27 protein-coding genes are annotated in these 21,223 nt (G+C 63.3%); 22 read left to right on the top strand and 5 right to left on the bottom strand.

The annotated features are described in order from the left end of the window. The first annotated feature begins 228 nt into the window (after positions 1-228). From RHIZ70P_RS14505 to RHIZ70P_RS14465, 10 genes are all read left to right on the top strand, one after another. Positions 229-1,458, top strand: coding sequence for an ROK family transcriptional regulator (locus RHIZ70P_RS14505; protein WP_115671152.1), 1,230 nt, complete (start codon positions 229-231; stop codon positions 1,456-1,458). Positions 1,459-1,578: 120 nt separating this feature from the next. After that, positions 1,579-2,286 carry an outer membrane protein gene (locus RHIZ70P_RS14500; RefSeq protein ID WP_115671150.1) on the top strand — a complete coding sequence of 236 codons (708 nt, stop codon included), beginning with the start codon at positions 1,579-1,581 and terminating at the stop codon, positions 2,284-2,286. A gap of 262 nt (positions 2,287-2,548) precedes the next feature. After that, complete coding sequence (locus tag RHIZ70P_RS14495; RefSeq protein ID WP_147294006.1) at positions 2,549-3,286, top strand: hypothetical protein; 738 nt, start codon at positions 2,549-2,551, stop codon at positions 3,284-3,286. Positions 3,287-3,462: 176 nt separating this feature from the next. Then, positions 3,463-4,113, top strand: coding sequence for a haloacid dehalogenase type II (locus tag RHIZ70P_RS14490; protein ID WP_115671146.1), 651 nt, complete (start codon positions 3,463-3,465; stop codon positions 4,111-4,113). A 13-nt stretch (positions 4,114-4,126) separates the two neighbouring features. After that, positions 4,127-4,897, top strand: coding sequence for a trans-aconitate 2-methyltransferase (gene tam, locus RHIZ70P_RS14485; RefSeq protein WP_115671145.1), 771 nt, complete (start codon positions 4,127-4,129; stop codon positions 4,895-4,897). Between the two features lie 69 nt (positions 4,898-4,966). Further along, positions 4,967-5,212 (top strand): DUF982 domain-containing protein, encoded by a 246-nt coding sequence (locus RHIZ70P_RS14480; RefSeq protein ID WP_115671143.1) that lies wholly within the window; start codon positions 4,967-4,969, stop codon positions 5,210-5,212. Between the two features lie 138 nt (positions 5,213-5,350). Beyond that, positions 5,351-6,175 (top strand): aldo/keto reductase, encoded by an 825-nt coding sequence (locus RHIZ70P_RS14475; protein ID WP_115671141.1) that lies wholly within the window; start codon positions 5,351-5,353, stop codon positions 6,173-6,175. Positions 6,176-6,234: 59 nt separating this feature from the next. After that, entirely contained in the window at positions 6,235-6,378 is a 144-nt protein-coding gene (locus tag RHIZ70P_RS23155) for a hypothetical protein (protein ID WP_210209748.1), read from the top strand. Further along, positions 6,375-6,485: a BrnA antitoxin family protein gene (locus RHIZ70P_RS23480; protein ID WP_419178299.1), complete on the top strand. Its 111-nt coding sequence runs from the start codon at positions 6,375-6,377 to the stop codon at positions 6,483-6,485. The genes RHIZ70P_RS23155 and RHIZ70P_RS23480 overlap by 4 nt, the downstream gene beginning before the upstream one ends. Before the next feature lie 456 nt (positions 6,486-6,941). Further along, the gene (locus RHIZ70P_RS14465; protein ID WP_115671139.1) at positions 6,942-7,841 is read left to right on the top strand and encodes a hypothetical protein; all 900 of its coding nucleotides are present in this window, start codon (positions 6,942-6,944) and stop codon (positions 7,839-7,841) included. 97 nt (positions 7,842-7,938) lie between these two features. Here RHIZ70P_RS14465 and RHIZ70P_RS14460 read toward each other — a convergent pair whose 3' ends face one another. Then, on the bottom strand, positions 7,939-8,328 hold the full coding sequence (locus tag RHIZ70P_RS14460; RefSeq protein WP_028737040.1) for a hypothetical protein: 390 nt from the start codon (positions 8,326-8,328) through the stop codon (positions 7,939-7,941). 259 nt (positions 8,329-8,587) lie between these two features. Here RHIZ70P_RS14460 and RHIZ70P_RS14455 point away from each other — a divergent pair, with 259 nt between their 5' ends. The 4 genes from RHIZ70P_RS14455 to RHIZ70P_RS14440 all read left to right on the top strand — a co-directional run bounded on the left by RHIZ70P_RS14455 (position 8,588) and on the right by RHIZ70P_RS14440 (position 12,540). After that, on the top strand, positions 8,588-10,159 hold the full coding sequence (locus RHIZ70P_RS14455) for a helicase HerA-like C-terminal domain-containing protein (RefSeq protein WP_115671137.1): 1,572 nt from the start codon (positions 8,588-8,590) through the stop codon (positions 10,157-10,159). A 519-nt stretch (positions 10,160-10,678) separates the two neighbouring features. Further along, positions 10,679-10,903, top strand: coding sequence for a cold-shock protein (locus tag RHIZ70P_RS14450; protein WP_084638528.1), 225 nt, complete (start codon positions 10,679-10,681; stop codon positions 10,901-10,903). Positions 10,904-11,133: 230 nt separating this feature from the next. After that, complete coding sequence (locus RHIZ70P_RS14445) at positions 11,134-12,180, top strand: fatty acid desaturase (RefSeq protein WP_115671135.1); 1,047 nt, start codon at positions 11,134-11,136, stop codon at positions 12,178-12,180. Positions 12,181-12,252: 72 nt separating this feature from the next. After that, positions 12,253-12,540 carry a hypothetical protein gene (locus RHIZ70P_RS14440; RefSeq protein WP_115671133.1) on the top strand — a complete coding sequence of 96 codons (288 nt, stop codon included), beginning with the start codon at positions 12,253-12,255 and terminating at the stop codon, positions 12,538-12,540. 309 nt (positions 12,541-12,849) lie between these two features. On the opposite strand, the gene RHIZ70P_RS14435 is transcribed toward RHIZ70P_RS14440, so the two are convergent. Both RHIZ70P_RS14435 and RHIZ70P_RS14430 read right to left on the bottom strand, forming a co-directional pair. After that, a complete protein-coding gene (locus RHIZ70P_RS14435) occupies positions 12,850-13,896 on the bottom strand; it encodes an NAD(P)-dependent alcohol dehydrogenase (RefSeq protein WP_115671223.1) in 1,047 nt (348 codons plus the stop codon). A gap of 68 nt (positions 13,897-13,964) precedes the next feature. Then, positions 13,965-14,363 carry a cupin domain-containing protein gene (locus tag RHIZ70P_RS14430; RefSeq protein WP_115671131.1) on the bottom strand — a complete coding sequence of 133 codons (399 nt, stop codon included), beginning with the start codon at positions 14,361-14,363 and terminating at the stop codon, positions 13,965-13,967. A gap of 123 nt (positions 14,364-14,486) precedes the next feature. Here RHIZ70P_RS14430 and RHIZ70P_RS14425 point away from each other — a divergent pair, with 123 nt between their 5' ends. Beyond that, positions 14,487-15,383: a LysR family transcriptional regulator gene (locus RHIZ70P_RS14425; RefSeq protein ID WP_115671130.1), complete on the top strand. Its 897-nt coding sequence runs from the start codon at positions 14,487-14,489 to the stop codon at positions 15,381-15,383. Between the two features lie 2 nt (positions 15,384-15,385). Here the strand turns inward: RHIZ70P_RS14425 and RHIZ70P_RS14420 are convergent, their stop codons facing one another. After that, complete coding sequence (locus RHIZ70P_RS14420; RefSeq protein ID WP_147294005.1) at positions 15,386-15,631, bottom strand: hypothetical protein; 246 nt, start codon at positions 15,629-15,631, stop codon at positions 15,386-15,388. A 303-nt stretch (positions 15,632-15,934) separates the two neighbouring features. Between RHIZ70P_RS14420 and RHIZ70P_RS14415 the strand changes: the two genes are divergently transcribed. From RHIZ70P_RS14415 to RHIZ70P_RS14385, 7 genes are all read left to right on the top strand, one after another. Further along, entirely contained in the window at positions 15,935-17,002 is a 1,068-nt protein-coding gene (locus tag RHIZ70P_RS14415; protein ID WP_147294004.1) for a hypothetical protein, read from the top strand. A 26-nt stretch (positions 17,003-17,028) separates the two neighbouring features. Further along, complete coding sequence (locus RHIZ70P_RS14410; protein WP_115671125.1) at positions 17,029-18,294, top strand: phage tail tip lysozyme; 1,266 nt, start codon at positions 17,029-17,031, stop codon at positions 18,292-18,294. Positions 18,295-18,554: 260 nt separating this feature from the next. Beyond that, positions 18,555-18,764 carry a cold-shock protein gene (locus RHIZ70P_RS14405; protein ID WP_028737030.1) on the top strand — a complete coding sequence of 70 codons (210 nt, stop codon included), beginning with the start codon at positions 18,555-18,557 and terminating at the stop codon, positions 18,762-18,764. Positions 18,765-18,904: 140 nt separating this feature from the next. After that, a complete protein-coding gene (locus RHIZ70P_RS14400) occupies positions 18,905-19,189 on the top strand; it encodes a cold-shock protein (RefSeq protein WP_147294003.1) in 285 nt (94 codons plus the stop codon). 55 nt (positions 19,190-19,244) lie between these two features. Continuing rightward, entirely contained in the window at positions 19,245-19,487 is a 243-nt protein-coding gene (gene rpsU / locus RHIZ70P_RS14395) for a 30S ribosomal protein S21 (RefSeq protein WP_115671123.1), read from the top strand. A gap of 72 nt (positions 19,488-19,559) precedes the next feature. Then, positions 19,560-19,793, top strand: a complete 234-nt coding sequence (locus RHIZ70P_RS14390; RefSeq protein ID WP_115671121.1) for a hypothetical protein — start codon at positions 19,560-19,562, stop codon at positions 19,791-19,793. A 199-nt stretch (positions 19,794-19,992) separates the two neighbouring features. After that, entirely contained in the window at positions 19,993-20,673 is a 681-nt protein-coding gene (locus tag RHIZ70P_RS14385) for a phosphatase PAP2 family protein (RefSeq protein WP_181904031.1), read from the top strand. 39 nt (positions 20,674-20,712) lie between these two features. Here the strand turns inward: RHIZ70P_RS14385 and RHIZ70P_RS14380 are convergent, their stop codons facing one another. Continuing rightward, positions 20,713-21,204, bottom strand: coding sequence for a histidine kinase (locus tag RHIZ70P_RS14380; protein ID WP_115671117.1), 492 nt, complete (start codon positions 21,202-21,204; stop codon positions 20,713-20,715). Between the last annotated feature and the right edge of the window lie 19 nt (positions 21,205-21,223).

Here is a 21,223-nt window from a genome sequence, read left to right as displayed (position 1 = left end):
AAAAGACGCGGCACGCCGGCAAACCTCCCGTTCACCCCCTAAGCGGCCCGTCGAAGAATACTGCCTTGCCTGGCCAAGCGGCCGTTGGTTTTTCTCGACAGTCGAGAAAATAAATGTCAGAAGATTTCGAGGCTGTCAACAAGGCCCCGGAGGGCTTGCAAAACGGCGCCGCCTGATGATCTTGCTGAAGGTCATATCGCAAAGGACCATTATGATCGGACGCCTGCCATGCTGACGAAATCGAGCACCGAAATGGTGCGTCAGCAAAACAGTGCGCTGGTGCTTGCCGCACTTCGCCGGCAGGGTTCGCTTGCCCATACCGACATTGCCGCCGCAACCGGACTTGCCTCGGCCACCGTCTCGGCGATCACCGCCGATCTCGAGCGCCTTGGCGCGCTGGAGCGCCACGAGCAGCCGGCGACCGGCGGGCGCGGCCGGCCGCGTGTACTCTTCGGCCGCAAGCGCGATTTCAGCTATCTGATCGCCGCGCGCATCTCGTCCGACAGCGTGCAATATTCGCTGGCCGACTATACCGGCACGCTGATCGACCGGTTCGACGAACCGCGCGATCATGGCACCCCTTCCCCCGCCGCCTTCATCGCCGGGTTCCGGGAGGCGCTGTCGCGCATGGCCGGCCGCTCGCGGCTCTTGCCCGAGAGGATCGCCGCGGTGTCGATCAGCTCCAAGGGCATGGTCGATGCCGGCGGTTCGCGCCTCCTCTGGTCGCCGGTGTTCGGCCGGGCGGAGATCGACTTTTCCACCGCGCTTGCCTTATCGCCGCAGACCCGCATCCGTCTCAACAACGAGACGCTGCTGGTCGCCCATGCGCTGGGGCTTCGCGCCGACAAGGAGCCGGGCAAACCGTTCCAGGCGCTCGCCACGCTGTCGCTCGGCCATTCGATCGGACTCGGCATCGCAAGGCGCGGGCATTCCGGCGAACTGGAGGTCAGCGCGCCGAACTTCGGCCATATGCTCAACGCCTCCGACGGCAAGCTCTGCCGCTGCGGCTCCATCGGCTGCGTCGAGGCCTCGGCCGGCTTCTACGGCATCCTTCGGACCGCATTCGAGGTGCCTCCCGACACGATCCCGGCAAAGTTCGTGCCGCTGGCCGAAATGGACAAGATCGCCGCCCGCGCCCGCCAGGGACACCGCATGTCGGAATATGCCTTTCGGCAGGCGGGCCTGGCACTCGGCCAGGGGCTGTCGCGGGTGCTCAGCCTCCACGACAACATGCCGATCGTCATCACCGGCCACGGCACGCGCTATATCGACCTGCTAACCCGCGGCCTCGACGAGGGGCTTGCGCAATCGCTGCATGTGCGCATCTACGGCGCGCCGGAAATCACCATCGTACCGGAAGAGGCGATGCTGGTGTTCGAAGGGCATCTCGACCGGGCACTGACCGAAATCGACCACGATGTCGCAGGGCTGAGGGCCGAAGAGGCGCAGGCGCGCTGACGCTTGCCTCCGAGGCAGACAAAGACACGGGATGTGGCTCTCCGGCAATAGACATCGTTTTTTAACAATGCTAGTCGATTGATTAGACGAACAGAGAATTCGAACTGGGCTGATTCTGTGATGAAAAAACATACCGCCGTCCTTCTCGCCGCAGTCTTCGCGGCAGCACTCGCCACTGAGGCCTCTGCTCAGGATGGCTCCGCCTATGACTGGAGCGGTTTCTATGTCGGCGGAAATGTCGGCTACGGTTTCGCAGACAGCGACTGGGTGCTCGTGAACAATGCGAGCGGCCATTCGACTGGCGACATCGGCAAGACCCAGACCTCACCCGAGTTCGAGGGCATGCTCGGCGGCATTCAGATCGGTCGCAATTGGCAGGACGACAAGATCGTCTACGGTCTCGAAGCGGCACTCACCATTCCCGACCTTGAGGGCTATGGCACATGGACAAATAGTTCCGGCTATTTCCGTGATGCGTCGAGCGACATCAACTGGATCGCCAGCCTGACCGGGCGCGGCGGCATGACCTTCGACAAGACCCTGGTTTACGGCAAGGCCGGCTTGGCTTTCGCGGGCGTAGACTATACCCACACCGGCGGTCAGCCGGGTCAAGTTCGCCATTTCGAGGGTTCCGAAACCACACTCGGCGTCATCGTGGGCGCCGGTGTCGAACAGGCCCTGACTGACAAGTGGTCATTGAAGTTCGACTACAGCTTCACCTACCTTGGCATCAACAACACCGAAGTGTCGGAAGGCGGTCGGACGGCCGTATTCAATGTCGACCAGGGCATCCACTCCCTGGCGGTCGGGGTGAACTACCGTTTCTGACGGAGTTCCGTGACCCGCTTTGGAAACTTGGCCCGCGCCCGCGTGGGCCATTTTCGTTGGGCCACACGGCAGGAGTGTTGAATGCCCCCCCATTTTATTGGGGATTAGAATTCGCAGTCTTGTTTTCGCTGGGAAAAATTTTCCGCTTCTTGATCTACGTCAATTTAATTTCTTCATTCATTGCTTAATTGCTATATAACGATATTCAATCGTTAGCGGGTTGCGACGAGGTGCCGCGACCGAATTGGAGGAAAGAAGAATGATGAAAGAGAACAAAAGGTCCCTTTCGATGGGCGTCGCTTACGCACTGTTCGCGATTTCTGCGGCTTCGCTGGTGACCGGCGTGTCCGTGTTCCCCACCTCCGCGCATGCAGAGGAACACGATGGCGGCAAAGGTGGCCAGGGCGGTCAAGGCGGCCAGGGCGGCCAGGGCGGTCAGGGTCACGACGGCGGCGGTAAGGGCGGCCCGAGCGACGACAGCGAGGGCAAGGGACCCAAGGCTGGTTCGCAGGGCAAGCCCGGAAGCTCCGGCAAGCCCGCATGGGCGCAGGAGGGCATTCCGGAAGTCGAACTCGGTCGCCTGAGCGTCGCGCGCTCGCCCGATAAGGTTCTCGACCGCGCGCTGGCCGAGGTTCTGGCAAACTGGGTTCCGGCGAATTCGGCACTTTACAGCATGACGGCCGCTGCCTTCGCGGACTATGTGAAGGCCAACTGGGACTCGATCAATATCGTCGACTCGCCGTTGCAGAACCTTGCCCTGATGGAAGCTCTGCTCGACGGCACGCTGAACCTGTCGGCAATCAACGTCAATCCGGCGAGCACGCTTGACCTCGCGGCGATCTTCCTCGGCGTGGCTTCGGACAAGACCGTACCGATCTCGACCGATACCGCGATCGCCCTGAACATCATCATGGACCTCGGCTTGACCTCGACCCAGGTCGAAACCCTGGCGGACAAGGCTGAAGACGTGCGCGAGGCCGTCCTTGAAGCCCACGGCTGACGTCGAACGTCCCATGTGATCCAAGGCGGCAACCGCGCAACAGCGGCTGCCGCCTTTTTCTTGCCCGGGCCAACCCCTTCGCGACAGTTCCGGCCGCGGCGCTCCCGACTTGGCCGCCCTTGCCGCGTTGCCGCCCGCGTCCTATCACTGCGATGCGTTCGATCGAGGGAGGAGCGATGTCCACCGCAGCCTATGTCTTTGATGCCTACGGCACGCTGTTCGACGTGCATGCAGCGGTGCGCCGCCATGCCGAGCAGGCGGGGCCTGAGTATCAGCGCTTTTCCGAGATGTGGCGGGCCAAGCAGCTGGAATATTCCTGGGTGCGCACGCTGATGGGCAGCTATCGCGATTTCTGGCAGCTGACCGAGGAAGCGCTCGACTATACGCTCGCGCGGTTCCCCAGCGTCGACCGGAGCCTGCGCGCCGACCTGCTTTCCGCCTACTGGACGCTCGACTGCTATCCGGAAGTGCCGGCCGTGCTGAAGGACTTGAAGAGCCGGGGCGCGAAACTGGCCATCCTCTCCAACGGCTCGCCGGCCATGCTTGAAGCCGCGGTGAAGAATGCGGCGCTCGACGTGATCCTCGACGACGTGTTTTCCGTCGATGCCATCCGCGCCTACAAGACCGCGCCGCAGGTCTACGACATGGTGACCACCGCCTATCGTCTCTATCCGGAGGCGGTGTCCTTCCAGTCGTCGAACCGCTGGGACGTGGCCGGCGCGCAGAAATTCGGCTTTCGCACGGTGTGGATCAACCGTCTCGACCTGCCCGACGAATATGCCGACCACGGGCCGGACCTGATCCTGCCCAACCTCGCCAGCCTGTGAAGGACCTGACGCCATGGCCTGGTCGGCGACGCAATATCTGAAATTCGAGGAAGAGCGGACGCGACCGGCGCGCGATCTTCTGGCGCAGGTGCCGCTTGGCGAAGCAAGACGCGTCTACGATCTCGGCTGCGGGCCGGGCAATTCAACCGAACTGCTGATCGGGCGGTTCGGCAAGGGGGCGGTAACCGGTCTCGACAGCGATGCCGACATGCTGGACAAGGCGCGGGCGCGCCTGCCGGGCACGCCTTTCGTCGCGGCCGATCTCTCCACCTGGCGGCCCGAGGCGCCGGCCGACCTGCTCTATGCCAATGCGGTGCTGCAATGGCTTCCCGACCATCTCACGCTGATGGAGAGCCTGATCGACCATCTGGCGCCGGGCGGGGTTCTCGCCGTGCAGATGCCCGACAATCTCGACGAGCCGACGCATCTGCTGATGGAGGAAACCGGGGCCGCCGGGCCCTGGGCCCCGGCCTTTGCCGGCGGCAGGCTCAGGCGCGCCCGCCTCCCCTCGCCCGCCGCCTATCTCGAACGGCTTACGCCCAAGACCGCGCGCGTCAATGTCTGGCACACGGTCTACTATCATCCGATGGCCGATGCCGAGGCGATCGTCGAATGGGTGAAGGGCACCGGCCTTCGCCCCTATCTCGACGCCGCGGGAAAAGAGCATGCGCCGGCTTTCCTCGCCGACTACACCACCCGCATCGCCCGCGCCTATCCGCCGATGGCCGACGGGCGGGTGCTACTCAGGTTTCCCCGTCTGTTTGTCGTGGCGGTGAAGGCGTAACTTCGCTAGAAGGCAATCTCGACCATGACGGCGCTTCGACGCCACCCGAATTTTTGAAAGCTTCCGCCGATGAGCACCCTTTGGACAAAACCCGTCACCCTCGCGCTCGGCGAAGAGGGCGAGGACGTGACGATCGACAGCACGGAGGCCGCCTCCTGGGCGATGATCGAGGACTGGCCGACCGAGGACGGCCCGGCGCTCGACAAGGCGCTGCTGACCTGCATGGACGTGGTCGCCGGCAAGAAGAAGGACGAGGACGCCCGCCGCGCCTTCATCGCCGCAGCGATCGAGGCGGGGATCGCCATCCGCGACTAGAGGGGCCAATGTCGGCGCAAGGGTGCTGCCGTCGAATCCACCTTGAAGCTGAGGGCAAAAGGGTCATCTTATTGGAGGACTGATCGCGGCTTCGCCCTGCCCCGTGCTTCGCCCCCCGCGCGAAAGAGGAGTCCTTACATGAAATATGTCACCGCCAACGGCGCGCATCTTCCCGCCCTCGGCTTCGGCACCTTCCGCATGCCCGGCGCCGACGTGCTGCGGATCCTGCCGCTCGCCCTGAAGACCGGCTTTCGCCATATCGACACCGCGCAGATCTACGGCAACGAGGCCGCAGTCGGCGAGGCGATCGCCCGCTCGGGGCTCGCGCGCGGCGACATTTTCCTGACCACCAAGGTCTGGGTCGACAAGTTTTCGAGGCGCGACATGGGACCCTCGGTCGAGGAGAGCCTGAAGAAGCTGGAGACCGACCATGTCGACCTGCTGCTCCTGCACTGGCCGCAAAGCCCGGTGCCGCTCGCAGAGCAGATCGAGGGCCTGAACGCGCTGGTCGATGCCGGCAAGGTGCGCCATATCGGCGTGTCCAACTATAATTGCGCGCTGATGGGCGAGGCCGTGCGCCTGTCGAAGGCGCCGATCGTCACCAACCAGATCGAATATCATCCCTATCTCGACCAGACGGCCGTGCTCTCGGCCGCCCGCTCCTACGGCATGTCGGTGACGGCCTATTACGCCATGGCGGACGGTCGTGTGCCGAAGGACGAACTCCTGCAGGACATTGGCGCCCGCCACGGCAAGACGGCGGCCCAGGTGGCCTTGCGCTGGCTCATCCAGCAGCAGAGCGTCGCGGCACTGACGAAGACCGCGACCGAAAGCCGCCTCGCGGAAAATTTCGCCGTCTTCGACTTCTCGCTCGACGCCGCGGAAATGGACGCCATTTCGGCGCTCGCAAGGCCGGACGGGCGGATCGTCAACCCGGGGCATCTGGCGCCGGAATGGGATTGAGGGAGCCTTGATCGCGGCGGGGAAGGTTGGCATTCTGGTGTTGGGAGCGGGAGACGCCGATGGCCGAGAACAGCAAACCTCAACCGAGTGCCGGGCAGGACCCGGACGACGCGCCTGACCTCAGCGAGGCGCCGTGGCGCGAAAAGCTGGACGCGGCAGCTGTGCGGGTTGGGCGGCCGAAGGGTCCGGGCAAGAAGGACTGACCATTCTGCTCGATCCGAATGGGCTGGAGCGTTTCCGTCGGACCGGCCCCGGCTGGCAATCGCGGATCGATGCCACGCTTCGCGTATGGCTGGGAGAGAAGGGGTGAAAGGGGAGAAGTTAAGATGCCCCGACATTGAAGACCAAGCTGACTGGAGCCCGGAAAGAAATATCGATTTCGGCGAAGAAACAATCTAAACCGCCATTGATATTAATATCAATAATCTATGAATTTAATCCGAAAAAATCCCTCAGATTGACTTGGATATCAACCGGTATTCGGAAAACTCATCGAGTAAAACCGGTAAATTTTGGCTATCTAATTGGACAATCCTGCAACTCAGTAGACTTAAAATCCTAAGTCTAGAATTAAACTGGCGATGAGATTCGCAAATGGGTTCTGATGAAGAAGTTTCGCACTCGTCTATTCGTACTCAGCACCGAGTTGCCGCCCAACGCTGGTGCGTGGGGCTTGGGTTGGTCCGTGACGCAACGACATTTTGAGATGCGGTTCCCAGCTAACCGAAGTGCGGGTCCGGACCCTGATCCCGAGGAGCACCACCACATGCGTGCCATTGTTGGTAGTAGCTTCGAGAAGGATGGTTATTTATGCTCAAAGCTTGCACCCGAACTGATCTTAGAGGCCAGAGATTTCGACCAGGCACAAAGAGTCATGCGGTTAATCGGTGCTGGCTATGCGCTCACCGACATGATGCTGCTGGACGAAGATGCCGTTGCGGTTCCGGACAACCCTGCTGACTACCCCGCCGGCAGTAGCTCGGAGATGGAGCTTGCACTGAGAAAAGGATCGGCGACTGAAGGGAATTTCCGGGCAGCTCGGATTGCAGCAGCGGCATCAAAGAAACTCGTGTATCAGAACGCCCTAGCTAAATACTTCCACGGTTTCAGGCTGGCTGGGCGACATTGGATGGACACTCATCCTACTCATGGAGAGAAAATTTCCACTACTGCCGACCCGCTAGTATATACGAATTATGCCCTAGCGATCATTGCATATTATTCAGCGATTGAAGAGTTGAACGCGCACGTCAAGGCCTCAGAGAAGTGTCCGAGCAAGCTGGCGGACGGATCGTGGAATCCACTTGTCTTGAGCGATCTCCAAGGGCGATTGACTGCGCTAGGGATACCGCCGAAATCTACTGCAATTTGGCTGCTGCGCGGCACCCCAACACGGATCGAACGGAAGCATAAGCCACCTGAGGGCAAGGCAGCTGTTTGGGCACGAGGCATGGTAAGGGACAGAGAGATCCCAATCTGTGATGCAATCAATTACGCGGGCCTCCTGCGAAGCAGAGTCAGCGCCCATCGGACTTCCAAACGGACCAAAAGCCTGACCGTTGCCCACGTTCACAGCGTTCAGATGCTCGCCCGGGACTTGCTTTTACGCGTCCTAGGTGACGAACACTCAATGACGCCACGTCTAAAAGGCCAGCAAATGTCGTAGTCACTTGTGGCCCCACGACGAGAATGCCCTCTCCCCCACGCACAAAAAAACCGCCGGATCGCTCCGGCGGCTTCATCATTCCAACCCTGCGCCCGTCTCAGACGAACTGGCTCAAGCCCGGGACCGAGGCGACGACTTCGTCGACGACTTCGTCGCCGGCATATTCGCGGGCGGCCGCCATGGTTTCCTTGGCGAGCTTGGAGATTTCGCCCATGCCGAGGCCCTGGGCCATCAGCTGCTGGCCAAGCCCCATGATGCCGCCGCCGCCGAGCGCGCTCATCAGGCCGCCGAGCAGGCCCTTGCCTTCGCCTTCGCCATTGTACTTGGCGACGAGGTCGAGCGCGCCGGGCACGGATTCGATCATCTTGGCGACCGGGCCGTCGGCCGCTTCGCGCTGCAGGAAGCCCAGCATCATGCCGACGGACTTTTCAGCGAGGGCCGGTTCGATGCCGACCTTGTCGGCGATGCGGGTTACGAGTTCGTTCATGAGGAGCCTCCTGGCGTGAAATTGACGTTAACGTCAACGTAATTCAAGTTTTTGCCGAACTCAAGCGGCCAAGGCCGCCGCCGGCCGAATTTGTCCGCGGCCGAAAGGTCGAAGTCCGACGCCGGCCGCGCAGCCCGCGGGCTGTTGTCGATGTTTCACACTATCCTTATAACAGCAAGGTGACGATTCAGGGAATGACGGGGCGCGCGCAATTTGCCGATCGGCCCGGTCGCCGAAACATTAGACGGGAACGAGGCGCATGCTCGAAGACGGAAAGCTCTATATCGGCACCAGCCGCAATCCCGACGACAGCCTCAACAAGGGCGAATATCTCGACCTCAAATACGGCAACCGCCACGGCATCGTCACCGGCGCCACCGGCACCGGCAAGACGGTGACGCTGCAGGTGCTCGCCGAGAGCTTTTCCAATGCCGGCGTGCCGGTGTTCTGCGCCGACATCAAGGGCGATCTCTCCGGCATCGCCGCGATGGGCGAGAAGAAGGACTGGGTCGACCAGCGGGCCAAGCAGATCGGCTTTGACGATTTCGCCTACCAGGAATTCCCGGTGATCTTCTGGGATCTCTACGGGGAGCAGGGCCACCGCGTGCGCACCACGGTCGCCGAGATGGGCCCGCTGCTCTTGTCGCGGCTGATGGACGCGTCGGAGGCGCAGGAGGGCGTCTTGAACATCGCCTTCAAGATCGCCGACCAGGGCGGCCTGCCGCTGCTCGACCTGAAAGACCTGCAGGCGCTCCTGAACTATATGGGCGAGCACGCCAGCGAACTGTCCAACCAGTTCGGCCTCATTTCCAAGTCCTCGGTCGGCTCGCTGCAGCGCGGGCTTCTGGTGCTGGAACAGCAGGGCGCCGAACATTTCTTCGGCGAACCGGCGCTCGCCGTCACCGACATCATGCGCACCACCAATGACGGGCGCGGGGCGATCTCGGTGCTGGCCGCCGACAAGCTGATGATGAACCCGCGGCTCTATTCGACCTTCCTTCTATGGCTCTTGTCGGAGCTGTTCGAGGAACTGCCGGAAGTGGGCGATCCGGACAAGCCGAAGCTGGTCTTCTTCTTCGACGAGGCGCATCTTCTGTTCAACGACGCGCCAAAGGTGCTGATCGAGCGCATCGAGCAGGTCGTGCGCCTCATCCGCTCCAAGGGCGTCGGCGTCTATTTCGTCACGCAGAACCCGCTCGACGTGCCCGACACCGTGCTGGCGCAGATGGGCAACCGCATCCAGCATGCGCTCCGCGCCTATACGCCGCGCGAGCAGAAGGCGGTGAAGACGGCGGCGACGACCTTCCGTCCCAACCCGGCCTTCGACTGCGAAACGGCAATCACCATGCTCGGCATCGGCGAGGCGCTGGTCTCGACGCTTGGACCCAAGGGCGTGCCCTCGATCGTCGAGCGCACCCTGGTGCGCCCGCCGGCTGGCCGTCCCGGTCCGATCAGCGAGGCCGAGCGCCGCGCGGTGATCAATGTCAGCCCGGTCGCCGGGGTCTACGACAAGGATCTCGACCGGGAATCGGCCTATGAGATCCTGATGGCCCGCGAGCAGAAGGCGGCCGAGGCCGAGGCCGCAAGGCGCACGCAAGAGGAGCGCGAGGCCCGCGGCGAGGACAAGGATTCGGCCGCCGGCCGCTGGTCGCTGCCGGGCTTCGGCGACAAGGATGACGACGACCGCACGACGAAGCCGACGACGCGCAAGACCTCGGGCTACCAGCGCGAAACGGTGATCGAGGCGGCGATGAAGAGCGCCGCCCGCTCGGTCGCCACCTCGGTCGGCCGCGCCATCGTGCGCGGGATCTTGGGAAGCTTGAGGCGGTAACGGGCGGTTCTTGCCTTTCGTGCCGTTGGCCCCTTTGGTCACACAGGAGAATGCGAGGGATCTCCACCGCATTCGGAGCACGCCCTTGCCCCTCACCCTGACCCTCTCCCCGTAAACGGGGAGAGGGGACGGCCGCGGCGGTGCCGCTTAGCCCTTCTCCCCGCTTGCGGGGAGAAGGTGCCGGCAGGCGGATGAGGGGCAGTTGGCCAACGGCACACATCTCTGCATCCGCTGCATTCCTGCCCGCCCTCATTCGCCGAAGAGACCCCGAGCCCCTGCCCGGCACGGCTACGACACAACCTCGCGGTGGAACCGGCCCAGGGACAAACACAACCATTAGACGCACACAAAAGGAACACAAACAAAAAGTTGACGCCGGACGGGCGAGCGTGTATCTATGGCTTATCGATACTTTGTTTGCCGATATTTGTTTATGGCGCTTGCGCCTCTGGACGAACTTCCCCCTCTCAAAAGTCGAAATCAACCGTCGAGCGTCGTTCGGCGGATCTCAATGTTGCTATGAAAGGGTTCGTCATGACCACCGGCACAGTAAAATGGTTCAATTCCACCAAGGGCTTCGGCTTCATTCAGCCTGACAACGGCGGCGCGGACGTGTTCGTCCACATCTCGGCCGTAGAGCGCGCCGGCATGCGCGATCTCGTCGAAGGCCAGAAGATCTCCTTCGAGCTGGAACGCGACAACAAGTCGGGCAAGATGTCCGCCGGCCAGCTGCAGGCCGCTTGAAGCTTCAGCTAGCCGCGACCACGGATGTACTGGCGTGGCGGGCTTAAAGAAGTTGAGAAGGCCAGGCGAATGTCTGGCCTTTTTGCGTTTGCACAGCCTTGAACGTCAGGGATGCAGGCAGAAATAAAACTCGCTAAAATTGCACCATCGAGCCGCACGCAAAGACGCGCGCAGCTTCGAGGAAGCCAGCGCCGGCTTGGCGCGCCTTTGAAACAAACGGATCGGACTATATGAACGCCCACGTCACCATCCACGCACCTACTGCACCTGCCGATGAGAATGTCGGCGCGTGGTTGAAGATCCTGGCGCGCTATCGACAGCCGCGCCTCGGGCGCAGCGCTTTCGAGCTGGTCATCACGCTTGTTCCGTTCGTCCTGTTCTGGACGCTTGCCTATCTTTCGCTGGTCAACGGCGTCTGGCTCGGCCTCATCGCCATCGTTCCGGCCGGCTTCTTCCTGCTGCGCCTGTTCATGATCCAGCACGATTGCGGCCACGGCTCGTTCTTTGCGCGCCGCGGGCTCGACGACTGGACCGGCCGGCTGATCGGCGTTCTGACACTCACCCCTTACGGCTACTGGCGCCGGGCGCACGCCGCCCACCATGCCAGCGCCGGCAATCTCGACGAGCGCGGCATCGGCGACATCACCACGCTGACGCTCGAGGAATATCGCGCGCTTTCTCCGCGCGGCCGGCTCGGCTATCGCCTCTACCGTCACCCGGCGGTGATGTTCGGCATCGGCCCGGCCTTTCTCTTCCTGTTCAAGCAGCGCCTTCCCTTCGGCATGATGAAGGACGGCGCGCAGCCGTGGATCTCGACCATGGGGACCAATCTCGGCATTGCCGTGGTGTCTGCCCTGATGATCTGGGCGGTCGGCCTCGTGCCCTTCCTGGTCATCCACCTGCCGATCGTGCTGATCGCCGGCGCCACCGGAATCTGGCTGTTCTATGTCCAGCACCAGTTCGAGGAGACGCACTGGTCGAAGGGCGATGACTGGCAGTTTCCCAAGGCCGCGCTGCACGGCGCCTCGCATTACGACCTGCCGCTGGCGCTACGCTGGCTGACCGGCAATATCGGCATTCACCACGTCCACCACCTGGCGAGCCGCATTCCCTATTACCGCCTGCCGGAAGTGTTGCGCGACCATCCGCAACTCGCCGGCATCGGCCGCATCACGCTTCGCGACAGCTTCGCCTGCGTCAAGCTCGCCCTGTGGGACGAAAAGCGTGGCCGACTGCTCTCCTTCCGCGAGGCCGAAGGCGCACTCGCCGCTGCCTGATCCGCCGGCGGCCAGTCTGAAGCCGGCCGCGGCACTCGAACCGACACCACGACAGATTTTCAAGGACCGACCATGCTCGAACTCACCCCCGTCCAGATCCGCGGACTGAAACTTGCCAAGGATGGCGACCTCTTTCCCGCCGAGGGCAACAACTGGACCCACCTCAATGCGCAGGTGACCTATGCCCGCACCGACCGCTTCAAGGAGCGGCCGCAGAAGATCAAGTCGATCAAGACGACGACGGTCAACGAATTGCGCGAGCATGGCCTGCTTCAGGCCATCAACAGCGACACCGCCGTCGACCAGTCCGCCCATGGCATCACCATGGCCGGCAAGATGTGGCTCTTGCAGAACAAGTAAGCGGCGGGGTCCTCGTTCGCGACCGCCTCGAACGCCCATTCGCCACGCGACGATCGTTGCCTTCCTCGGCCGAGCGAGCGCTGTCGGGCTGTCTTCTCCCCATGGGGGAGAAGGTGGCGCATAGCGCCGGATGAGGGGGCGAAGCAAGGCCGGGAGCATGGGGCGTGGCTCTTTGCCTTGGCGCGCGCGGTTCCCCCTCACCCCGCCTCCGCTTCGCTCGGCGGACCTCTCCCCGCCGGGGAGAGGAGGCCGGAAACGTCGCGGCGCGCTCGGCACTTCTCCCCACTGGGCAGAAGATGGCCTTCCCCTTCAGAGCGTCGCGCTGTCGATGACGAAGCGGTATTTGACGTCGCTCTTCAGCATCCGGGCGTAGGCCGCCTCGATCTCTGCTGCCGCGATCATCTCGATGTCGGCGACGATGCCGTGTTCGGCGCAGAAATCCATCATCTCCTGGGTCTCGGCAATGCCGCCGATGGTCGAGCCGGCGATCGAGCGACGCTTCATGATCAGCGGGAAGACGGCCGGCGAGGGATGCGGGTGTTCCGGCGCGCCGACCAGCGTCAGCGTGCCGTCACGCTTCAGCAGATTGACGAAGCTGTCGAGGTTGTGGCTGGCGGCGACGGTGTCGACGATCAGGTCGAACGAATTGCCATGGGCCTTCATCTCGTCCGCATTGCGCGACACGACGACCTCATGGGCGCCGAGATCCAGCGCGGCCTGGCGCTTGTTCTCCGAGGTGGTGAAGGCGACGACATGGGCGCCGAGCGCACGGGCGAGCTTTACACCCATATGTCCGAGACCGCCGATGCCGACAATGCCGACCTTCTTGCCCGGTCCGGCATTCCAGTGGCGCAGCGGCGACCACAGCGTGATGCCGGCGCAGAGAAGCGGCGCGACGGCGGCGAGCTGTTCGGCCGGATGGCGGACCTTGACGACGAACTTGTCCTTGACGGTGATCGACTGCGAATAGCCGCCGAGCGTATGGCCAGGCTTGTCGGCCGTCTTGCCGTTATAGGTACCGGTGAAGCCGTGTTCGCAATATTGCTCCAGTCCATCGTCACAGGCGTAGCAGCTCTGGCAGCTGTCGACCATGCAGCCGACGCCGACTGTTTCGCCGACGGCAAAGCCGGAGACCGCCGAGCCGACCGCGGTGACATGGCCGACGATCTCGTGGCCGGGCACGCAAGGATAGAGCGTTCCCGCCCATTCGGAGCGCACGGTGTGCAGGTCGGAATGGCAGACGCCGCAATAGGCGATGGCGATCTGCACATCGTTCGGCCCCACATCGCGGCGGGGGATCTGCATCGGCTCGAGCGGTTTGTCGGCGGCATAGGCGCCGAAGGCCTTGGTCAGCATGGCATTCTCCAATGATGTTGAGGGATGAAACCCCGGAAGATCCGGGGCGAAGGCGGCCGCGGGGAGGATCAGCGGCCGGAATACTGGTCGTCGGTAACCGGTTCGAGCCAGTCGACGGTCTTGCCGTCGAGGGCCTCGTGGATGGCGATATGGGTCATGGCGACGGTCGGTGAGGCGCCATGCCAGTGCCTTTCGCCCGGTGCGAACCAGACCACGTCGCCGGGGCGGATCTCCTCGATCGGTCCACCCTCACGCTGGACGAGGCCGAGGCCCGCGGTGACGATCAGCGTCTGGCCGAGCGGATGGGTGTGCCAGGCGGTGCGGGCGCCAGGCTCGAAAGTGACGGCGGCGCCACTGGCGCGGGCCGGTGTCTCCGCCTGGAACAGCGGATCGATGCGCACGCTTCCAGTGAACCAGTCCGCCGGACCCTTGGTCGAGGGTCGCGTTCCCACTCTCTTGATGTCCATGATGCGCTCCCGCAAGCCTTGTTGAGCGGGGCGGCTCGCCACCCCTTGCGACAGACTATAGCCGACCTTGTTTATTTCGATTAGGCTACATAAAGAGATTGCACCTATATCGAGGATCAATGAATGCGGCGCGAAGAGTTGGGCGACCTGATGGCCTTTCGCAGCGTGGCGGAGGAGCGCAGCTTTACCCGCGCTGCCGCAAGGCTCGGCACCTCGCAGTCCTCGCTCAGCCTGATCGTCAGGCGGCTGGAGGAACGGCTCGGTGTGCGGCTTCTCACCCGCACCACCCGCAGCCTTGCCCCGACCGAGGCCGGCGAGCGGCTGCTGGCGGCACTTGGGCCGGCCTTCGACAGCATCGAGCAGGAACTCGAGGTTCTCGGCCAATACCGGGACCGGCCGGCCGGAAGTTTCCGCATCACCGCCACCCAGCACGCGATCGACACCGTGCTATGGCCGAAGCTCTCCCCGGTGCTGCGGCATAATCCCGATATCAGGGTCGAGCTGTTCTCCGATCTGGCGCTGACCGACATCGTCGCCGAGCGCTTCGACGCCGGGGTACGGTTCGGCGAGCAGGTGGAGAAGGACATGGTCGCGGTGCGGATCGCGCCGGACGCACGTCTCGTCGTGGTCGGCGCGCCGGGCTATCTGGCCAACCGCCCCCTACCCGTTTCGCCGCGCGACCTGACCCAGCACGACTGCATCACCACGCGCCTGCCGACCTATGGCGGCATTTATGCCTGGGAGTTCGAGAAGGACGGCCAGGAACTGCGCGTCAGGGTCGAGGGCCAGTTGATCTTCAACGATGTGGGCCAGGTGCTGAGGGCGACGCTCGATGGCTATGGCCTCGCCTTCCTCTTCGAGGACATGGTGGGCGATCATGTTGCGGCGGGCCGCCTGGTGCAGGTGCTGGACGACTGGACGCCGCCCTTTGCCGGCTATCACCTCTATTATCCGAGCCGCCGCCATGCCTCGCCGGCCTTTTCCCTGCTGGTCAATGCGTTGCGCCATCAGAAGCCCTGATACTAGCCACGCTGCCGTTTGCGCCACTCCTGAAAAATGGCAAGGGCCACGCCGATGGCGAGCCCCGGAAGGGCGGCCAGCACGCCGATCGAGACGGCGCCCATTTCGCAGCCACCCGAATCGCCCGGCGTGCCGCAGCGCGGGTCAAAGGCGTGGGAGAGCGCCAGCACCAGCAATGTCGTTGCGATCGGCAGGCCGACAAGGCCGAGCAGACCATAGATCACCACCCTTGCAATCGATCCGATCATCACACGCTCCGCAAAAAGCATCCATGGCAGCGAGCCGCAGCCAGCATAGGCCTTGCGACGCAGAAGGAAAGCATCCGGCACGCAAGGATGCTGACCTCCGCCTCCGGGACCGGGACCGGGACCGGGACCGGGACCGGGACCGGGAGACGCGAATTCTTCGCACCATCAATTGCAATCTTAGATAGATTAAATGAAATGACAAATCCTCTTTAAATTGCATTTGAGACGGTATAACCTGATCGGATGGCGCATGAATGCGCGCACCGACGCGGCCGGGGGGCATAGCGCCGCAGGGGGGACATGATGTCGGACAATCGGGCATGGGCTCTGATCGGCAAGGCGCGCGGCATCGCAATGCTCGCCGTCGTCGCCTTTGTCTCGTCGTGCTCTACGGCCGATCAGTTCTATGGCGGGCTACCGCCCGTCCTTGACGCCGCCGATGTCGAGCGTGCGGCCAGCCATCGGAAAAGGATTCTCGACGCGCTGGTGCGCGACGCGGGCTATGGCGACAAGACCGTCGACTGGTACGACGTGACGGTCGCCGGCTTCAATTATGTCGATGACAGCTGCTCGCAGTATTTCGACCGGCTGTTCAAGCTCCAGCGCAAGCGCGACGCGGCCCGTTCGGCGATTTCCGTCATCGGCCAGACCACAAATGCTGTGCTCGCCGTCACCGGCGCCGCGCAGCTGAGCATGGCCGTGGTGGCGCAGGCCTTCGGACTGAGTTCGAGCCTGACGGACATTGCCGCCGGCACCTATCTGTACCAGCTGCCGCCGGCGCCCACCCGGCAGTTCGTCGCCAAGCTCGCCGCAGCCTATCGTGACGGCACCGCGCGGCAGAGAGAGTCGATCGCGGCTTCGCCGGTTGTCGCCTACAGCCATATTCGCGGCTATCTCGACCTGTGCCTTCCGGCCGGGATCGAGGCACAGCTGATCGAGCATATCGGCGCGGCAACGGCCACCGCCAGGGCCAATCCGCACAGTTCCGGCGTGACGGTCGCGGTGGCGAGCATTCGAAGCCCAGAGGTGGCTCGCGCGCTGCAAGAGCCGGCTGGTTCCTCGGCGCCGCTGCCGTCGTCGCCGCGCCCGAAGCCGACCTCGCCTTATGTAATCGATGGGGAGGTGGTCGGACGCATCCAGAGCACGCTCTGCCTGACGCCCGACCGAAAACTCGGGCCGGAAACACGCGCCGCGATCAAGGAATTCTTCCGCGGCCGCGGCGAGGAGCGTCCCGATCTCGATGCGACCGGCCTCACCGAAAAGGATGTCCGGCTGCTGGACAAGGTGGCGGAACTGGCCCGCGGCAGGACGTGCGCCGCGCGTGGCGTGAAGACCGCGTTCGAGGTGGGAAACCTTTCGCGCGACGAATGATGGAGATGGGTGGGAGGATCTGATCCATGGCGGTGATGAAGCAGACCCGCATGATGCGGGACGGGCGCGGCGGCAAGCCGCTCGGCGTGAAGGCCGAGGCCGGAATGAAGGTCGAGATCATCGACGACACGCAGTTGCCCTGGACCAAGATCAGGCTTGCGACCGGGGAAAAGACCGAGGGGTGGATCAGCGACGACGCGATCGACAAGACGGCCGACACCCTCGGCCCCCTGGACAAGGACCTGGTTGCGCGGCACTGCGTCGAGCAGGCCTCGATGTTCGGCGGCAATGCCTTCTACCTGATGGCCGTCGCGCAGCTGCGCAGCAATGTGCGCGAAACCCCGCCGGTCGGCTCGTCCGGTCACGGCCTCTTTGTCTTTTCCGCAAAGGAGTGGGCGCTGCAAGGCGCCGATCCCGGTTACGGGATCCACTACAGTGCCGAAGACATCCTTGACTGGCGCGCGCAGTGCACCTTGTTCGCGATCATGGCAGCGCAGGCGCAGGAGACGCTCGCCGAGGCGCTGGGCCGGCCGGTATCGATGGCGCAGCTGCTGCTGTCGCAGATCCTGGGGCGCGAGGCGGCCGTCCTGGCGATCGAAACGCCGGCCACCAGCAGGGCGGACCTTCTGGCAAAGGCGGCGAGTTCGGCGGACCAGGATCGGCGCGACATCGAACCGCTTTCCGGGCGGGATGCGGCGCTGCTCACAGGGGAGACCGGACAGCGGATCGTCGAGGGCATCGCCGGCGCCTTGCAGAATGCCTTCGAGGAAAGCCGGCCCTTCATTGCCAGCGCGGTGGAAAGACACGTCGCGGGAATGCTTCAGTCGAGCGGCGGCGTGCCGGTCTCGCCCGGAGCGATCAATTATGCGTCCGCGCGCATCAAACCATCGCGCCGCAAGCATGCCGAGATGATCGCCGCCAAATTCGCCGCGCAGGGCTACGGCACGGCGCAGCAGATCGCCGCCATCGCCAATGCCATCGCCGAATCCGGCCTCGACCCGGACGCGTCCAACCTCAAGGGCGAGCGCAGCTTCGGCCTTTTCCAGCTCAACCAGAACGGCGGCGTCGGCGCGGGTTTTCCCGATCATGTGCTGAGGGATCCGCAACGCAATGTCGAGATCATGCTGGCGGAGATCGCCAAGCCCTACCAGAAGGCGAATCGCCAGGCTTTCGCGGCGACAACCAGCCTGCATGAGGCCGTCAGGATCTTCGTCCATCACTTCGAGCGGCCGGCGGAGAAGGACAAGCAGACGGAGGTGCGCTACAAGATCGCCCAGGGGCTGGTGGCGTGAGATCCAGGCCGTTGTCAGCGTGGCGTCTCGGCCGGCCTGCCCGCGTGGCCTGGGGCGGATTCGATCTCGCGTGAAAATCGAAGTCCCGAAGATTCTTCATTCGTTCATTGCAATCCGTGGCAAAAGGTTTATATTGCCGCTATCGAAGATTGCTAGTGTGTTTGTCTACGCGCCTTTGCGCACCGTCAGATTTCCTCTCAACGTCGATCAAGCCGGACGAATATCTCACCGGCGAACCCAACGATTGAAAGGATATCGTTATGAATACTGGCACCGTAAAGTGGTTCAACAGCACCAAGGGCTTCGGCTTCATTCAGCCTGACGAAGGCTCGACCGACGTATTCGTTCACATCTCCGCCGTTGAACGGTCGGGCATGCGCGAACTCGTTGAAGGCCAGAAGGTTTCCTACGACATCGTGCGCGACAAGAAGTCGGGCAAGAACTCGGCGGACAACCTGCGGGCTGCGTAATTGTCATTCGCCGCGACTGACCACGGATGTACCGGCAGTCAAGGCTTTGAGTGACAGGAAGAGGTCGGGGTAACGCCCGGCCTTTTTGATTTGTCCCAGGTTCTCGTGTTCCGCGGGACAGGTCGTGAAAGGACCCTATCATGCGTAAATCGTCTCCCCGTGTGGGTGATCGGGTCCTGCTTCGGGACGGCATTTCCGGCACAAGCCGGAACAGGCAGGCCTGTCGCATCATTACGGTATTGCCCGCCGAACATGGCGAGCCGGAATACCGCGTCCGTTTCGACGCGGAGAATTTCGAACGCCGCGTCACCCTGTCCGACATCGACGGCATTGAAACGTCGTTGGGAACAGTGGAGAAGCAGCAGCAGGCGACGGTCAAGGCCGAACCCTGGCTGAAGCCCTCCTCGATCCGCGTCGGGCGTTAGTCTTTCAACCCTCTAACACTAAACGGCGCTCGGGCGCCGATGGAAAGGAAATCCCTTGCAGGTTCTCGTTCGAGACAACAATGTCGACCAGGCACTCCGGGTACTGAAGAAGAAGATGCAGCGCGAAGGTCTCTTCCGCGAAATGAAGGCCCGTAGCGCCTTCGAAAAGCCTTCTGAAAAGCGCGTTCGCGAAAAGGCCGAAGCCGTTCGCCGCCTGCGCAAGCTGGCCCGCAAGAAGATGCAGCGCGAAGGCCTGCTGCCGATGCCGAAGAAGGCTGCTATTCGCCCCGCTCGCTAATGGCCTCACCCGCGGCCTGCGTCCTCGCTTGGGCGCAAGCCGTCCTCCGTCACCTTTCGGAAGGCTGATCCCATGACCACCGCGACAAAAGACAAATTCTTCAAGCCCGGCAGGGTCGACGCGCGCGACAAGGCGGCGACGACCGATCATACCGCCCGCGCCATCATCGCGGCCGAATCGACGGCCCGCGACAAGAAGACCGAAAAGCTGAAGGCGCTGCGCATGCTGCGCGAAGCCGAAGCTGCCCCGGAAGCGGCGGCAAAGCCCGTCAAGCGGCCGACGAAGAAGACGGCCAAGGACGTCTGACGGCCCGCCCCGTCAGGCTCTGGCGCTTGACCGCAGCATTGATTCCCTTTCCTTGCCATGATTGCCCTGGGGCGCGGACAAACCGAACTCCGCTAGCCTTGCGGAAGCGCGCGGCGACAGTCTATAGGCCGTCGAAGCGGACCCGTCCCAATCGGGCGGCTGGTTCGGCATGGCACTCGAAACGGTAAGAGCACGACAAATGATCTGGCACAAAAGCGGCGGTTCGACATCCTCCTATGTCGCCGGAGCGGCGCTGGCCGTACTTCTGGCAGGCTTCGGGGCGATTGCCGACGAGGTGAGCGAAGGCGAGACGATGAAGATCGATCAGGCCGTGCTGATGGCGCTGCGGGCGCCCGGCGATCCGGCCGACCCGATCGGCCCCGCCTGGCTGGAGGAAGCTGCCCGCGACATCACCGCACTCGGCAGTTTCTCGGTGCTCTTCATCCTGATCGCCGTCGTCGTCGCCCATCTCTTCCTCATCGGGAGAACGCGGGCGGCCTGGTTTCTGACGGTTTCCGTGATCGGCGGCACGCTGCTGAGCAGCGGATTGAAATCCCTGTTCGACCGCCCTCGCCCCGATCTTACCGGCGTCGCACGCGTCTTCACCACCAGCTTCCCCAGCGGCCACGCAACCGTTTCGGCGGTCGTCTACCTGACGCTCGGCGCCCTTCTTTCGGAAATGGCGGAGAGCCGCAGCCAGAAGATCCTCTATCTCGGATCGGCGGTACTGCTCACCGTGATCGTCGGCCTCAGCCGCGTCTATCTCGGCGTCCACTATCCGACCGACGTGCTGGCCGGCTGGTCGATCGGGGCCGGCTGGGCGCTCGCCTGTGCTATGCTTGCGCATCTCTACCGGCAGCGCACCGCAGCGGCGGCGTAGTCGACGACCGCGGCCAAGGGCCGGCGCCGCCTGCCTTTGTCACTTCACCGGCTTGATCGACGCGATGATGGCGACAAAGTCGTTGAGATGCTTTTCCTGTTCTCCCTTCGATCCCCAATAGGTCATCAGCAGGAGCTTTCCGGGCCTCGGCGACAGAAGGGTGACGCCGACCGAAACCGGTCCGTCCTCGTCCTCGCCTTCCCAGTCGATGGTCGAGACATCCATGCCGTTCAGCTTGTTGTCGGCTTCGGTCTGGGTGGCCGGATCGACCTTCACGCCGTTCTCCTCGAGAAAGGCAAAGATGTCGTCGATGATCTTGTCGGTGGTCTGCTCATCCGCCACTTCGATCGACAGATAGACCGCATCGTCCGGCGAGACCGCTTCGACGCCGTGGTCGATTTCGGTCGGGTTCCAGTTGTCGGGAATGGTGACGCTCGCGACCGGTGCCGCGGCGGGCAGCCGGATTTCGCCGGCGAAGGCCGCGACCGGAAGGACAAGGGTGAAGAGGGCGGCGATCAGGGTCGATTTCATGAACCTATCCGTGTCTTGA

Origin of the sequence: Paenirhizobium selenitireducens ATCC BAA-1503 (genome assembly GCF_900492185.1) — a bacterium.
Classification (GTDB): Bacteria; Pseudomonadota; Alphaproteobacteria; order Rhizobiales; family Rhizobiaceae; genus Allorhizobium; species Allorhizobium selenitireducens_A.
The sequence above is the reverse complement of the archived record's forward strand: the minus strand, read 5'-3'. Positions and strand labels throughout refer to the sequence as shown.